The 12,923-nt window shown below is 68.4% G+C and carries 15 protein-coding genes; 8 read left to right on the forward strand and 7 right to left on the reverse strand.

Annotated elements, in window-relative coordinates; translation table 11 throughout:
* The first annotated feature begins 68 nt into the window (after nucleotides 1-68).
* Nucleotides 69-701, forward strand: a complete 633-nt coding sequence (locus MHY30_RS01760) for a hypothetical protein (protein WP_239274786.1) — start codon at nucleotides 69-71, stop codon at nucleotides 699-701.
* On the opposite strand, the gene MHY30_RS01765 is transcribed toward MHY30_RS01760, so the two are convergent.
* Nucleotides 702-1,820: a hypothetical protein gene (locus MHY30_RS01765; RefSeq protein ID WP_239274787.1), complete on the reverse strand. Its 1,119-nt coding sequence runs from the start codon at nucleotides 1,818-1,820 to the stop codon at nucleotides 702-704.
* Nucleotides 1,817-3,484, reverse strand: a complete 1,668-nt coding sequence (locus MHY30_RS01770) for a cell wall metabolism sensor histidine kinase WalK (RefSeq protein WP_239274788.1) — start codon at nucleotides 3,482-3,484, stop codon at nucleotides 1,817-1,819. Before MHY30_RS01770 ends, MHY30_RS01765 begins: the two co-directional genes overlap by 4 nt.
* A 176-nt stretch (nucleotides 3,485-3,660) precedes the next feature.
* Between MHY30_RS01770 and MHY30_RS01775 the strand changes: the two genes are divergently transcribed.
* Nucleotides 3,661-4,470 (forward strand): fructose 1,6-bisphosphatase, encoded by an 810-nt coding sequence (locus tag MHY30_RS01775; protein WP_239274789.1) that lies wholly within the window; start codon nucleotides 3,661-3,663, stop codon nucleotides 4,468-4,470.
* 17 nt (nucleotides 4,471-4,487) lie between these two features.
* Here the strand turns inward: MHY30_RS01775 and MHY30_RS01780 are convergent, their stop codons facing one another.
* A complete protein-coding gene (locus MHY30_RS01780; protein WP_239274790.1) occupies nucleotides 4,488-5,564 on the reverse strand; it encodes a hypothetical protein in 1,077 nt (358 codons plus the stop codon).
* A gap of 147 nt (nucleotides 5,565-5,711) precedes the next feature.
* On the opposite strand from MHY30_RS01780, the gene MHY30_RS01785 reads away from it, so the two are divergent.
* Entirely contained in the window at nucleotides 5,712-7,190 is a 1,479-nt protein-coding gene (locus MHY30_RS01785; protein ID WP_239274791.1) for a glycosyltransferase, read from the forward strand.
* Nucleotides 7,191-7,273: 83 nt separating this feature from the next.
* Here the strand turns inward: MHY30_RS01785 and MHY30_RS01790 are convergent, their stop codons facing one another.
* A complete protein-coding gene (locus MHY30_RS01790) occupies nucleotides 7,274-8,254 on the reverse strand; it encodes a response regulator transcription factor (RefSeq protein WP_239274792.1) in 981 nt (326 codons plus the stop codon).
* Nucleotides 8,255-8,387: 133 nt separating this feature from the next.
* Nucleotides 8,388-9,344 (reverse strand): glycoside hydrolase family 6 protein, encoded by a 957-nt coding sequence (locus tag MHY30_RS01795; protein WP_239274793.1) that lies wholly within the window; start codon nucleotides 9,342-9,344, stop codon nucleotides 8,388-8,390.
* Between the two features lie 208 nt (nucleotides 9,345-9,552).
* Here MHY30_RS01795 and MHY30_RS01800 point away from each other — a divergent pair, with 208 nt between their 5' ends.
* Nucleotides 9,553-9,873 (forward strand): ATP-dependent DNA ligase, encoded by a 321-nt coding sequence (locus tag MHY30_RS01800; RefSeq protein ID WP_239274794.1) that lies wholly within the window; start codon nucleotides 9,553-9,555, stop codon nucleotides 9,871-9,873.
* A 6-nt stretch (nucleotides 9,874-9,879) separates the two neighbouring features.
* Here MHY30_RS01800 and MHY30_RS01805 read toward each other — a convergent pair whose 3' ends face one another.
* A complete protein-coding gene (locus MHY30_RS01805) occupies nucleotides 9,880-10,335 on the reverse strand; it encodes a MarR family transcriptional regulator (protein ID WP_239274795.1) in 456 nt (151 codons plus the stop codon).
* Between the two features lie 200 nt (nucleotides 10,336-10,535).
* On the opposite strand from MHY30_RS01805, the gene MHY30_RS01810 reads away from it, so the two are divergent.
* A complete protein-coding gene (locus MHY30_RS01810; protein WP_239274796.1) occupies nucleotides 10,536-10,874 on the forward strand; it encodes a hypothetical protein in 339 nt (112 codons plus the stop codon).
* A gap of 37 nt (nucleotides 10,875-10,911) precedes the next feature.
* Here MHY30_RS01810 and MHY30_RS01815 read toward each other — a convergent pair whose 3' ends face one another.
* Complete coding sequence (locus tag MHY30_RS01815) at nucleotides 10,912-11,205, reverse strand: hypothetical protein (RefSeq protein ID WP_239274797.1); 294 nt, start codon at nucleotides 11,203-11,205, stop codon at nucleotides 10,912-10,914.
* A gap of 169 nt (nucleotides 11,206-11,374) precedes the next feature.
* Between MHY30_RS01815 and MHY30_RS01820 the strand changes: the two genes are divergently transcribed.
* From MHY30_RS01820 to MHY30_RS01830, 3 genes are read left to right on the forward strand one after another with little or no spacing between them, the layout of a single operon-like run.
* Nucleotides 11,375-11,752 carry a hypothetical protein gene (locus tag MHY30_RS01820; RefSeq protein ID WP_239274798.1) on the forward strand — a complete coding sequence of 126 codons (378 nt, stop codon included), beginning with the start codon at nucleotides 11,375-11,377 and terminating at the stop codon, nucleotides 11,750-11,752.
* Nucleotides 11,753-11,759: 7 nt separating this feature from the next.
* Nucleotides 11,760-12,302 carry a 2'-5' RNA ligase family protein gene (locus tag MHY30_RS01825; protein WP_239274799.1) on the forward strand — a complete coding sequence of 181 codons (543 nt, stop codon included), beginning with the start codon at nucleotides 11,760-11,762 and terminating at the stop codon, nucleotides 12,300-12,302.
* Nucleotides 12,296-12,673 carry a PPOX class F420-dependent oxidoreductase gene (locus MHY30_RS01830; RefSeq protein ID WP_308192641.1) on the forward strand — a complete coding sequence of 126 codons (378 nt, stop codon included), beginning with the start codon at nucleotides 12,296-12,298 and terminating at the stop codon, nucleotides 12,671-12,673. Before MHY30_RS01825 ends, MHY30_RS01830 begins: the two co-directional genes overlap by 7 nt.
* Nucleotides 12,674-12,923 lie beyond the last annotated feature (250 nt).

Consider the following 12,923-nt stretch of genomic DNA (forward strand, 5'->3'; position numbering starts at 1 on the left):
GAAGATCCCCGGCCAGGGCCCGTGAGTTCCCGTCCGCCTAGACTCGACGAAGAACCACAGGAGGATGCATGGGGGAGCGGATGCTGCGACGACGCCGCGCCGTGGGCGCGATGGGCGCAGGAATGATGGCGCTCGCGCTCGCCGGATGCGGTGCGCCGCCGTGGGCGCAGGGCGGGGGCCAGGCTTCCCCCTCCCCGACCCGGTCGGCGTCCATCGTGCCCGTACCCGTTCCCGTGGCGAACGACCTCTCCAGCGGCTCCACCGAGCGCCAGGTCAACGCCGGGGCGATCTCGGCGACCATCGACTACTGGTCCACGCTCGCCATGGACCGCTGGACCGCGACCGCGCTCAAGCCCGTCAGTATCTCGATGGCCACCACCGTCACCCCGAACGACGGCCAGAAGGTCTACCTGCAGAGGGCGACGATGACCGCGGTCCCGGGCAACGAGACACAGTCGTTCGCACCCCTGGCCCCACAGGTCGATCAGTCCAACCCGCCGGGTTATCTCGTGCTGGCTCCCTACAGCTACTCGCAGACGTTCAACGTCGGCGAGGTGCCGGCAGAAGCGACCTTCGTGACCCTGCAGTTCACGTACGAATACCTCCTGCAGACCACCCCCACCTCGAACGAATTCGCCAAGCAGACCGCCAGCGATTCGATCACCGTCGCCATCGCCCGGGAAGCGACGCCCTCGGGCTGATCAGGCGCGCAGCCGCTCCCAGCGGTCCCCACCGAGTCCGCTGGCCGTCTCGGCGGCGTCCTCAGCGAGCCGGACGAGCTCGGTCAGATCGTAGTCGGCGGCCTCTGCGGGCACCCACCCGATACTCGCCGAGAAGTGCACGTCGACCCAGTCGGCGGCATCCACCTCCGTCACGCGCCGCAACAGCTGCCGGACGTGCTCGCGCAGCACCGGCCCGGGGCGGCATACGACCGCCACGAGCCGTCCACGGGCGGGTCGTCCCAGATCCGCCTCTGCCGGAAGCGCTCGGGCGACGACGGTCTCGAAGGTCGACACGATGCGATTCCATCCGCTCTCGCCGATCGTGCTGCGAATCTGTTCGGGGTCATCGAGGCGAATGGCCAGCACCGCCCACGAGGTCTCTCGTGATCGTCGCGCGCGAGCCAGCCGGTCGGTCGCTGTCACCGTGAACTGCGGCCACGAAATCGCCGAGCTGGTGCCCACCGGTGACACCGACGTGAGATACAGGACGCTGACCGTGGCGCAGACGAGGTACACCAGCATCGCCAGGCTGTTCAGGATGCGGGGCAAGTACAGGTCGCCGACGTTCGAGGGAAGGGCGAGTCCGGCGACGACGATGCCGCCCGCGAGGGCGACGAACCCCGCCGAGACGATCGTGAGGGGGAGGACGAGTCGCTCCATGCGGTCGGCGGCGCGTCGGGTCTCGGCGATCGTGAGCCCCGCGAACACCGCCGCTCCGAGGAACGCCACGCGGAATGTCATCCCGTAGGCGCGCGGTTCCGTGGCCGCGACGAACGCCGCGGCGGTCGCCACCGACTGCGCGACCGCGATCCAGGGCAGAGCACGCGCGTCGCGCCGCGCGCGGAAGCCCGACCAGATGAGAGCGGGGGCACCGAGCATGAGCCCCAGCCCGGCGCGTCGAACGGCCTCCTCGCCCATCACCGAACCGGCCACCGATACCCACGTGCTGGCCATGGCGAGCACGAACGCGAGCGACCAGAGCAGTGCGGCGCGGGAGGGGCGGTGCAGAAAGCCCAGGCCGACCACCATCACGGTGGCCAGAGTGGCGACGGTCGCCTGAGCGAGCCCCAGGTTGGCCAGGGTCTCCTGCGGTGTCATGCGTCCGGGGCTCCCGTCCGGGCGGGCAGACGCACCGTGACGGTGGTGCCGCTGCCGACTTCGCTTTCGAGTTCGAGCGAGCCGCCCTGCTCTTGAATGATGCTGCGCACGATCCCCATCCCCAGTCCGGTTCCCGGCGTCGGGCTTTCGCGGGCGGCGCGGGCGCGGAAGTACGGGTCGAAGATGCGCGGCAGGTCTTCGGGATGGATGCCAATTCCGGTGTCGGTGAAGGTCAGCTCCACCTGATCGGCCGAGATCGTCCCCGAGATGCGCACGCTGCCACCGCCCGGTGTGTACTTGATGGCGTTGCTGAGGATGTTGTCGAACGCCTGACGCAGGCGGAAACCGTCGCCCACGACCTCGGCGGAGGGGGGCAGCTCGTCGATGACACTCACTCGTCGTGCGGCCGCGGCCGGGCGGAACGACTCCAGAGACGAGGCGATGATGCGGCTGGCATCCGCTGTCGTCGCCGTCTTCTCCTCGCGGAACATGCCGCGCGAGTTGGCGAGGATCTCCGAGATTAGCGTCTGCATCCGCTCACCGGCCCCCGCGATGACCTCCAGCTGCTCTCGCACCTTGGGCGACAGATCGGGAGCGTCGAGGGCGAGGTCCGCGTGGCCGATGATGGCCGTTAGCGGGTTGCGCAACTCGTGAGAGACCGTGGCGGCGAGGCGTTCGCGCGCGCGCTCGGCCTCGATGAGCGCCGTGACGTCGTGGACGATGAGCAGCGTGCTCTCGGGCTCGTCCGAGGACACCAGCCGCCGAGTGGATGCCGAGAGCGCGTGCCAGTCGCCCTGCGCGTCGAACAACCACACGCGCTCGTCTTCGAACTGCTCGCCCCGCGCGGCGCGGGCGAACGGCCGCTCCGAGTCCGGCAGCGGCTCGCCGCGGAGAGTCGCGTACTCCACCGCGCCCCCCGGACGCGACGGCTCATCGCGTTCGATTCCATACAGGTTGACGTAGGTGTCGTTCAGCGCGAGCACCTCGCCGTCGGCGGAGAGCCGCGCGATGCCGGTGTCCAGTCCGTTGAGCATCTGCGACACTCGACGCTCTTGCCCGGTGACGCGCTGCAGTGTGCCTTGCAGCCTGCTGGCCTGCCGCCGTAGGAGCTGCTTGAAGGCCCGGGTCTGGCGCGATGACAGGTAGGCCGTGATCGCGATGAACGTCAGCGACAGCATCACGACGATGAGCCGCAGAGCGGTCTCGGGTCCGACGCCGGTGATCGAGGCATCCGCGACGATGATGACCCCGACGGTCGCCAAGGAGGCGATCATCAAGCTGAGGACGAAGTGCGTGGCGATCCACGTGATGGGGAACACCCAGAAGAAGCTGAAGCGCAGGTCGGTGCCGAAGCTCAACAGGCCGATGCCGACGATGTCCCCGAAGGGGATGAGTGCCACCGTGTTCCGGGGCAAGCGGTGCCACGGGACCATGATCGACACCGCGGTGAGGGCGATGACGATTCCGACGCCGGTCGAGAACGTCCAGACGGCGAACAACGACGGCGAGAGCGCCTGCACGAGCAGCACCGTGATGACGACGCTCGCGCCCAGAACCAGCTGGAGAAGCCACACCGAACGCGTGCGACTGCTCGGCCCGCTGGTGTCGTCGGCGTCGGAGAGCCCCGGCGAGATCGCCGACGGGACGCTCCTCACGGCTGCCATGTGATCGAGTGTATAGACCATGGTGTAGTCTTCTGCGCGCCATCCTGTCTCTGCTCGCCCTTCGCTTCCACCCGGTCGCGTTGTTCGGTCAGACTCCCCCTGAGGCCTGCATCCCGCAGTGTGATGGTCGTTTCGTCGACCTTGCGTACCAGCGCCCTCAGAACCTGGAGAGAACAGTGGACACCTCCTCTCGCCGCCGGACCCTTCGCGCTCTCGCGCTCGCGTCGGTCATCGCCCTCGGGGGCCCGCTCACCCTGACGGGCTGCTCCCAGATCATCGACGCGTTCAACGCACTCCAGGCCCAGACCTCGGGTCAGAGTCAGTCCGTCGTGGTGTCTACGCCCGAGCCGCAGTCGACCGCCGATGTCATGCCCTTCGACTCCCGCTTCACCTACGACGGATCGGTGTCGCTCTCGTCCGAGGTGGCCGACGGCCTCGAGCTCCGCCTCGATGTGTGGGCGGTCGACCCCAAGCGCACGATGGAGTGGACGTCGACGAACGAGAAGCAGTTCGGCTTCGCCCTCAACGTCTACGACCACCGAGTCGACGAGAAGGCCGTGCTCGCACAGAAGCGGCGCGTCTACGTGTCGTCGGTCTCGATCACGTCGCAGACCGCGCAGACCGGGGGACAGGTGTCCAACCCGTTCCAGTTCAGCGCCGACCCTCGCACCCTCGTCCCGTCGGACACCCTGCGCTCCGACCGCGGGCTGCTGCTGAACAGTTTCCAGGGCGGGCTGCTGGTGCCCTCGACCTCGATCCGCCAGCTGCCGAACGACACCTATGGCATCACGCTGGAGTTCGCGTTGAGCATCGCCGTTGAGGGGACGGCCAACTCCGAGGCGTCCTTCGGTCAGCAGACCGTGTACCAGTACTTGCCGATCGCGATTTTCGAGTCCGACGCGTCGTCGGCCGCTGAGCAGCCCACGGACTCGGGCGAGAGCACGGACCGCGCGCCCGGGTGGGGGCAGGGGAACGACCAGGGCTGACCGCCCGGACGGCCCGATCAGGGGTGGGGTACGGCGCCGAGACCGGGTCGTAACCTTCGACTCTCCATGAGCAGCGAGAGCGCCTGCACGTCGGCCACCCGATGGTGCTCGAAGGCGAGATCGGGTGTGTCGCCGTAGCTGATCCGCGGCATGCGCGCGGCGAACGCGCGGCGCACGTGCGCTTCGACGTCGGCCGGCGCAACCGATGCGGCGACGACGAACACGGTGTCGCGAGCCGGAACGCCCGCGCGCGCTCCCGGGAGCGCCTCGTGCGCGGCATCCACCAGCATCGCCACCACTTCGTCGGCGCGCGCCGCGCTGTGAGCCGCGCGGATCAAGGCGATCTCGGGGATGCGCACGACGAGCGTCTCGACCTCTGCACGGGATCGGAGCAGCTCTTCGGCGGTGCGTCGGAGGACTCCGCGTTCGTGAGCGCGCGTGCCGGGCGCGGGGTCGTCATCGAGCTCGCGCCCCAGTCGAACGGAGCCGAGGCCCATTCCGACGATCGCCAGGGCGCTGACGATCGTGGTGATCTCCGTCGAGGCGGTGTGCTGCCACAGCGGCGAGCCCATTCCCGCGAGCCCGGCGACGACGAGACGGTGGAGGTTGTAAGCGGCGTACGCGATCAGCGTCACCGTCAGGGCTCCGACACCCGCGAGCTCGCTCACCGGGCGCCGCCGGAGCTCGACCGCGGCGAGGACGGCGAAGACCGCCAGGGCGCCCGTCTTGAGCAGGGTCGCGTCGTCGAGTGCCATCACGAAAGTCAGCCCGAGCATCAGGATGCCGCCGGCCCCCACCGTGGCGGCTCCGATCGCCGGCCGTGCGTTCAGACGTCGTGCGCCGGCCCAGGCCAAGCCCACGGTCACCACGTTCGTCGCGTTGCCGACGGCCGCCGCGAAGGTGCCGCCGCCGGACATCTCGGCCACGTTCGCGAGCGAGCATGCCATGGCGGCGACGGCCGCGACGCCCATGTATCGCACGAGCTCGGCGCGTGGACCGCCGCGGTCGTCTCCGTGACGCCCGTGCGCCAGGTAGAGCGCGGAACCCGCGACCGAGGCTGCGGCGATGGCGACGAGGAAGTTGAGGAAGACCATCGTCGAAGCTCTCCCTGGTGACGCGCCCCGGGCCCAATCTTGAGGAAACCTTGCGGGGACGGTGGTCATGTGCGGCGTTGGCCTTGCGGTGAACATAGCAGAGTGAAGCCAGATCGACCGCTCCCCCCGCGACAGGAAGACGCCGCCATGACTGACCAGCGAAGCTTCGCTCACCAGAACCGGGCCCTCGCCTACCCCGCGGGCAACGCCGGCGGTCCGTCCATTGTCGAGGAGCACGCCTTCCCGGACGACTTCGCGTCGGTGCTGGAGCACTCCACGGTGCACCGCTCGACCATCGGGTGCATCATCCCCGCCTACAACGAGGAGGAGTCGATCGCGCAGGTGATCGAGGCCCTGCTCGGGCAGACGCGCGTGCCCGATGTCATCCATGTGGTGGTCAACAACACCTCGGATGCCACCGTGAAGATTGCGTCCGAGTACAGCGGGCCGCACGAGATCACGACCGAACTCGGCGAGCAGTTCACCGAGGTGTTCGTCCACGACATCGGCAAGAACCCCGACAAGAAGGTCGGAGCGCTCAACTACGGGTACTCCCTCGTCGAGGGATACGACTACCTGCTGGGCGTCGACGGCGACACGATCGCCGACAGCAAGGCCGTGGAGTACCTCGAGACCGAGGCCGTGTCGGACTCCCGGATCGGTGGCATCTCCGCGATCTACACGATCGATGACAAGCCCATCAAGGGGCTCATAGCACGCTTCCTCACCGCCGGTCAGCGCACGCAGTTCGCGGCGTTCAACCTGCAGAACCTCCTGCGCGGACGCAACATGGCGGTGCTCGGTGGGCAGTTCTCGATCTTCTCGACGAACGCCCTGCGAGAGGCGATGAAGCAGAACCATCAGGTGACTCCGTGGGTGAAAGACTCCGAGGTCGAGGACTCGCTGCTCTCGCTGCAGATCAAGAGCGCCGGCTACCTGACGAAGATCAGCCCCTTCGCTCGCGCGAACGTCGGCGGCATGACGACGCTCTCCGGCTACGACGCGCAACAAGTCAAGTGGACCTACGGCGCGATCGAGCTCATGTGGCCGGGACAGCGGGGAGACACCAAGGGTCAGCCGTTCCACCCGAACCTGCGTCTGCGGTGGTTCGAGAACTTCGGCATGCTCACGAACCTCTTCGTTCGCGTGGCGTTCCTCACGCTGCTGGCGGGTTCGCTCTCGATCAACGCGTTCGTCTTCTCGCCGCTGTGGCTCATCCCGCCGCTGGTGGCCATGCTCCTGAACCTGCGCATCGCGCGCACCATGGCGTCCTGCGACCGGTCCGATGTGCTCTTCGCCGTGCTGTTCTTCCCGGCGGAGATCTTCATGTGGATCCGCATCAGCCACTTCGTGCGCTCGTGGACCCGCTTCCTCTCGCGCAAGAAGGTCGACAACTGGGCCATGCAGGCCAAGGCGGAGCGCGGCGGCGGCCTCGGACACTGGGCCCCGATGGTGGTGCTCATCGCCGTCGCGATCGCCCTCGCCGTCATCTGGGTTCTGGTGGGTCCGATGGTGCAGTCGTCGATCCTGTGGATCGGGTGGCCCATCGTCGGTGTCGTCACCGTCCTGCAGACCCTCTTGATGTTCTCCAAGCTCGTCCGTCGTCACCACGGATACAAGGTCTGACCGCGACCCGAACGCGGCAGAGAAAGACGGATGCCTCGGCCCTGGGGAGGGTCGAGGCATCCGTTATGTACGCGAGGGGGCGATCAGGGCGCGGCCATCATCTCCGAGGTCAAGCGGTAGCCGACTCCCCGCACCGTCTCGATGTAGCGGGGGTTCGCGGGGTTGTCGCCGAGTTTCCGGCGCAGGTTCGTCATGTGCGCCTCGATGGCGCGCTTGTCGGCCTCGCCCACGAAGTAACTGGTCACGTAGGACTCGCCCCGGAGGACGAGGGTCAGGTCCGCCTTGCTCCGTACGCGCCGCTTGGACTCCATGAGGGTGGCGAGGAGGTCGAACTCGGTGCGCGTGAGGTCGAGCTCGAGTCCGTCCACGAGCACGATGCGACTGTCCGGATCCAGCTGCAGGTCGCGGTGCACGATCCAGGGGGAACCGGTGGGCGTGAGGTCTCCGTGAGCGCGCGGGGCCACCTCGTTGCCCGGACGGGTGGCGACTTCGTTCCGCGGTGCCGACGCCCACGGGGCGGGGCCCTGCGAGGACGGGACGACCACGGGCGCGCTCGGCGGCTGCGGCGCTGCCGGGGGCGGGGTCGGCTCGACGTGGGCGATCGGCTCCGGGGTCGGCCGGGCGCCGGGGAAGGACGGACCCACGCTGTCCTGCCGGGGTGCGGTGACGGCGGGGGCGCCGGCACGGGGCCGTCGCAGAAGCGCCTCGATGCGCGCGCGCAGCTCGCGGGGGCGGAAGGGTTTGACCACATACTCATCGGCGCCGGCGCCCAGGCCCAGCACGACGTCGGCCTCTTCTTCGAGTCCGGTCAGCATGATGATGTACGTGTCGCTCTGCTGCCGGATGCGACGAGCCGCCTCGAATCCGTCGATTCCGGGCATGTTCACGTCGAGCGTCGTGATGAGCGGTTGGTAGGCGATGACGGCGCGGACGCCGTCGATGCCGTTGCCGACGGAGACCGTGGAGGATCCGGCGGACTCGAGCACCTCGACGAGAAGGTGACGAATATCCGGATCGTCCTCGACGATCACGGCCGTCTTCAGCATCTCTGTGCTGTCGCTCATCCCACCACTCTTCCGGATCTGCACGCGCGCCGTGCCCCCTGCACTCCGCGAGACACGGAGCCCGCATCATAACCGAGCGCCATCTTTACACACTTCGACGATCGAGCGGTCAGCCGTGGCGCACCGTCCGGCTTCAGCGACTCTCGCGGGTCAGTTCGATTGAGGCATCCGGCCACCACGTCCCGGCCTCCGGGCCGCCGTTGCATTCGCCATCGCTTTCGCCCGGCGGCTTGATCCACAGGGTGGTGTCGACGACGTCGTCGCCGAACGCGCCGCTCGGGGCGCCCACGAGTCGCCCACGAGGATTGCACCACTCCGAGCCCGCGGGGCCGGCGCCGTTGCGCGAGGTGTCGATGATCGCGTGGATGCCGCCGAGAAGATCGGACAGGCGGTGCGCATAAGCGAACTCATTGGCCGTGTCCTGATAGTTCGACACGTTGAGAGCGACGCCGCGGACATCGTTCAGAAGTCCTGTCGATCGAAGGAGGTCGGCCATTTCGTTCGCGGGATGCCACGCCGAGTGACCCCCGTCCAGGTAGATCCAGGTGTCCACGCCGCGAATGTTGTCCACCGCGGTGCGCAGGTAGCCGGCGCGCTCCTGCATCGACCCGCACGACGGGCCGAGCGCGATGCTGTCCGGTTCCAGGACGACGATCTTGCGCACATCGGACGCGTTCCTCAACGCGTCGCCGATTCGGGCCGTCCATTCTCGATACGCATCCGGGTCGAGCCCACCCGCGGAATGGTTCCCGCAGTCTCGATCCGGCAGGCCGTAGACGGCGATCGCGAGGGTGGCGTCCTGGTCGCGCGCTTCCGCCGAGAGGTGAGCGACCCGGTCCCACACCTCATCGAGGGGATCGATCTCGGGAGTGAGCCAGTAGGTGGTGGGCTGGGCGGCCAGCCATGCGGCGGCTTCGGCTTCGGCTGAACCCGCATCGGCTTGCTGGGCGGCCTTCGCGGCCTTGGATTCGTCTGGCACGACGATGCGGGTGTCGACAGCGGGAGGGCGTGCCGACAGGGTCTGGAACAGGCTGCTGACCAGCGAACCCACGACGGCGATCCCGGCGATGAGCGCGACGACGACGACCACGGCCCCGCCCACCAGCAGCGGCCGCGGAATTCGTCTCCGTCCACCCGGACGGCGCCTTCTCCCCACGGTGAGACTTTAGTCGAGCGCGACGGTCCCGAGGCTTACGTCCGTTTCCCTCGATGCTCATCATGAAGTTTATGGACGCAATCCGATAACGCATGGATCGTCCTGGCGGTGGCTAGGGTGAAGGACCGGATAGCCTCTCCCTGTGGGAAAACTGGTTTACAACGCGTTGGGTCACTCTTTCGATATCGAGGACCGCACGCTCGCCCACCTCCGCCTGGTGTTCATGAACAAGCTGCGCCGGGGCGAGCCCTTCATGTTCCACTTTCCGGTCGGCGACGGGAGCGGAACGCGGAGCCTGTGGATCCACCCGTCGATTCCGTTGGTGTTCCACTTCTACGGCAGTCGTGCTCCGCATGTGAACCGCCGGTGGGTGGATGACCTCATGCACGAGGCGAGTTCGCCCAACGGCCTCAGCGTCGTGGCCGAGCCCGACCCGGATGCCGTGGAGAAGACGATCGCCTGAGGCGGGTCAGCGGCACTCGGCGTCGACGACCTCTCGGACGCGGTCGAGGAACTCGACGACATGGTCGGCGGCTCCCTCGGGCAGGTCGAGGGCGAACTCGCGAATGCGCGCCGTGACCGGATCGACGGCGTCGGCATCGGAGGTGCGGTCGAAGGGTACGACGAACTTGCTGCGACGATCTGCGGGATTGGCGACGAACCCGATGAGCCCGCCCGCGTGCAGGCGGTCGAGCATGCCCGTCACCGACGCGGTCGAGACGCCCAAGGCCTGCGCGATCTCGGTAGGGGTGACGGTCGCGCCTTCGTCGGCGCGTTCCAGGATCAAACGCATCGCGGCGCGCGCGTTTTCGCTGGGGCCGCAGTCGGTCTGGCGCCGCCGGGCCAGTCGGGCCTCGGCCAGGCGCAGCCGTTCGACGGCGCGGGCGGCGACCCTCGAGGATTCCTCTTCTGTCACGATCGTCATGGCTCTCCTGTACGGTCCGGCCGCCCGATGCGACAGTCTAGTTAGGCAAACGAGATTCTTCAGGTGCGACCGCTCCGGCGAAGAGGATGGATCCCTCAGGACAGGAGGAAGATCCGAGAAATTCGTCGCGGATTCACTTTGCGATAGTTAGGTAACCTAGTAAAATATCGAGAGCCGACACACTCCGGAAGGAGACGCTCATGGGCCACCTGTTCTACGGCTCTTCCGAGCGCCCGATCCGGATCCCGGACCGCACGCTCGCTCACGTCAAGGTCGTCATCGCGACCAAGCTTCGTCGGGGAGAGAGCTTCACGATGTCGTGGCGTCATCCCGAGGATGAAGACGGCGGTCGCAGCACCATCTGGATCCAGCCGTCCATCCCGCTGCGGTTCGTCTTCGGATCGGTCGAACCCGAAACCCTCGATCCCGCCCTGCTGCAGTCGTATGCGACGTCGGCGAACTCGTCCAGCGGTCTGACGATCGACATCGACGCACCCGTCCGTGCGGAGCAGGGGGAGGCGTCGGCGCGTTCGGTGTGAGCGCCGGCATGGGCGCATCTCGACGAAAGCGCCCACGTCAGGGCCGACCCGCCGCGTGGCGGTGCGCGATGACGGACATCCACTCCATCCCCGGGCAGGGGGGAGCGGACCGGCCGCGGAGGCGTTCCCACGCCTCCGCGTAGATCCCCTCGAGAAGCGACGAAGCGGAGTCCGCGCTCGGTGTCAGCGTCAGCAGAACGGCGTACACGCGCGGCGAGGTGACGTCGTAGAACTCGAGGAAGGCGTCGCAATCGCCCGCCGCAGCTCGCATCAGGAGGGCGTCGACGTCGGCACCCCCGACGTCGGGTCGAGCCCCGTCCGTGAGCGTCATGGGCACCTCCTTCGCCGACGTGAACCCAGTCAAGCGTTCCGTTCGTGTCCCGGCCGGGGGTTGCGCTCGCCGGGCTCTTCGCGTAGCCGCCTTTCGGGCGGCATCCACGCCCTTCCCCTGGTTTCGTCAAGCCCGGGCCGCTGAAGTGACGCAGCTCTACCGTGGAGGCATGAAAACGTTCGTCCGCTGGGCTTTGGCCCTGGCCATGACCTTCGCGGGCGTGGCGCATCTGACCTTCGCGCGCCGGGACTTCCAGGCCCAGGTCCCCGACGCGGTCGTCGAGCACGGTCCGCTCGACCGCGACGCCGTCGTGGTGGCATCCGGCGTCGTCGAGATCGCCTTCGGTGTGGCCCTCGTCGCCCTGCCGCGCGAGCGACGTCGTATCGGCGCCGCGCTCGCGGCGTTCTACGTCGCGATCTTCCCCGGCAACGTTGATCAATGGCGCAAGAAGCGTTCGGCTTTCGGGCTCGATACCGACCAGCGTCGCTTCGGACGCCTGTTCTTCCAGCCCGTACTGGTGGCCGCCGCCTGGTGGTCGACGCGCTGACGCGGGCATGAGTGCCGTCGTCAGTCTCGAGCTCGTCTTCGACGAGGAGGCGGAGTCCGCGATCCGCCGCGAATGGAAGCTTCTGCACGACGCGGGACTGCCCAGTCAGGCCCAGCACACGGGAGCGAGCAACCGCCCCCACATCACCCTGCTCGTTCGGACGGCCCTGCCCGAGATCGATGCCGAACGACTCGACCGCGTCCTCCCGGTGGCGGTGACCCTCGGGGCGCCGGTGCTCTTCGGGGTGTCCCGCACCCGCGTGCTGGCGCGATCGGTCGTGCCCAGCGGCGAGCTCCTCGCCCTCCACGCCGCCGTGCACGGGCTCGCGGGACCGGGGGACGATGCCCCCCATACGATGCCGGGGGAGTGGACGCCGCACGTGACGCTCGCGCGTCGTGTGCCCGTCGGCAGGATCGGTGAGGCGGTCGACGCCCTGGGCGCGGGGGGCGGCGAGCCGATCAGGGCGTGGGCGCTCGGCATCCGTCGATGGGATGCCGAGACGCGAACGGTCTCGCCCATCGCGGGACGTGGCACGCTGGAATCGTGCTGACCGACGACGCGCTCGCCTTCGTGGCCGAGTATCACCTGGCGACCCTCTCCACCATCGGCCGAACGGGGCGGATCCACGCCGTTCCGGTGGGGTTCACGTACCGGGACGGGGTCGTGCGGGTCATCGGCTCGCGGGGGACGCAGAAATTCGTCAACGCCGAACGCAGCGGACGTGCCTCGATCTGCTCGGTGGACGGTGGTCGCTGGATCAGCTTCGAAGGTCCCGCGCGGGTCACCGACGATCCCGAGAAGGTCGCGCTCGCGGTCGACCTCTACGCCCAGCGTTACCGTCAGCCCCGCGTGAATCCGGAACGGGTCGTGATGGAGATGAGCGTCGAGCGAGTGCTGGGATCGGCTCCCTTCCGCGCGTGACGGGCGTACCCTCGATGTATGCCTTTGCTCACCCCGCTGCTGCCCGTCGGGCGTGAGGGGGTCGTCGGCGCGCGCAGCGCCGGCGGCAGAGGCGCGATCGGATCCGTGCTCCACGCCGCGTGAGCGGCGTCGCCGTGCGACCCTCCGGGTCGCCGCGCCCACGCCTGCGCCGACCCGTTCGGCGCGCATCCACCGCTTGCCCGTGCTCGACGCGGGTGCGCACGGCCGGACACGCTCCGGCCCGTCCTGG

Source organism: Microbacterium sp. ACRRU, from assembly GCF_022346945.1.
Classification (GTDB): domain Bacteria; phylum Actinomycetota; class Actinomycetes; order Actinomycetales; family Microbacteriaceae; genus Microbacterium; species Microbacterium mcarthurae.

What these genes read in the sequence shown, in the direction of transcription:
- MHY30_RS01820 (WP_239274798.1), top strand. Translation starts at nt 11,375, where the DNA reads ATGAAAACGTTCGTCCGCTGGGCTTTGGCCCTGGCCATGACCTTCGCG.
- MHY30_RS01785 (WP_239274791.1), top strand. Translation starts at nt 5,712, where the DNA reads ATGACTGACCAGCGAAGCTTCGCTCACCAGAACCGGGCCCTCGCCTAC.
- MHY30_RS01760 (WP_239274786.1), top strand. Translation starts at nt 69, where the DNA reads ATGGGGGAGCGGATGCTGCGACGACGCCGCGCCGTGGGCGCGATGGGC.
- MHY30_RS01825 (WP_239274799.1), top strand. Translation starts at nt 11,760, where the DNA reads ATGAGTGCCGTCGTCAGTCTCGAGCTCGTCTTCGACGAGGAGGCGGAG.
- MHY30_RS01765 (WP_239274787.1), bottom strand. Translation starts at nt 1,820, where the DNA reads ATGACACCGCAGGAGACCCTGGCCAACCTGGGGCTCGCTCAGGCGACC.
- MHY30_RS01780 (WP_239274790.1), bottom strand. Translation starts at nt 5,564, where the DNA reads ATGGTCTTCCTCAACTTCCTCGTCGCCATCGCCGCAGCCTCGGTCGCG.
- MHY30_RS01770 (WP_239274788.1), bottom strand. Translation starts at nt 3,484, where the DNA reads ATGGCAGCCGTGAGGAGCGTCCCGTCGGCGATCTCGCCGGGGCTCTCC.
- MHY30_RS01815 (WP_239274797.1), bottom strand. Translation starts at nt 11,205, where the DNA reads ATGACGCTCACGGACGGGGCTCGACCCGACGTCGGGGGTGCCGACGTC.
- MHY30_RS01805 (WP_239274795.1), bottom strand. Translation starts at nt 10,335, where the DNA reads ATGACGATCGTGACAGAAGAGGAATCCTCGAGGGTCGCCGCCCGCGCC.
- MHY30_RS01810 (WP_239274796.1), top strand. Translation starts at nt 10,536, where the DNA reads ATGGGCCACCTGTTCTACGGCTCTTCCGAGCGCCCGATCCGGATCCCG.
- MHY30_RS01790 (WP_239274792.1), bottom strand. Translation starts at nt 8,254, where the DNA reads ATGAGCGACAGCACAGAGATGCTGAAGACGGCCGTGATCGTCGAGGAC.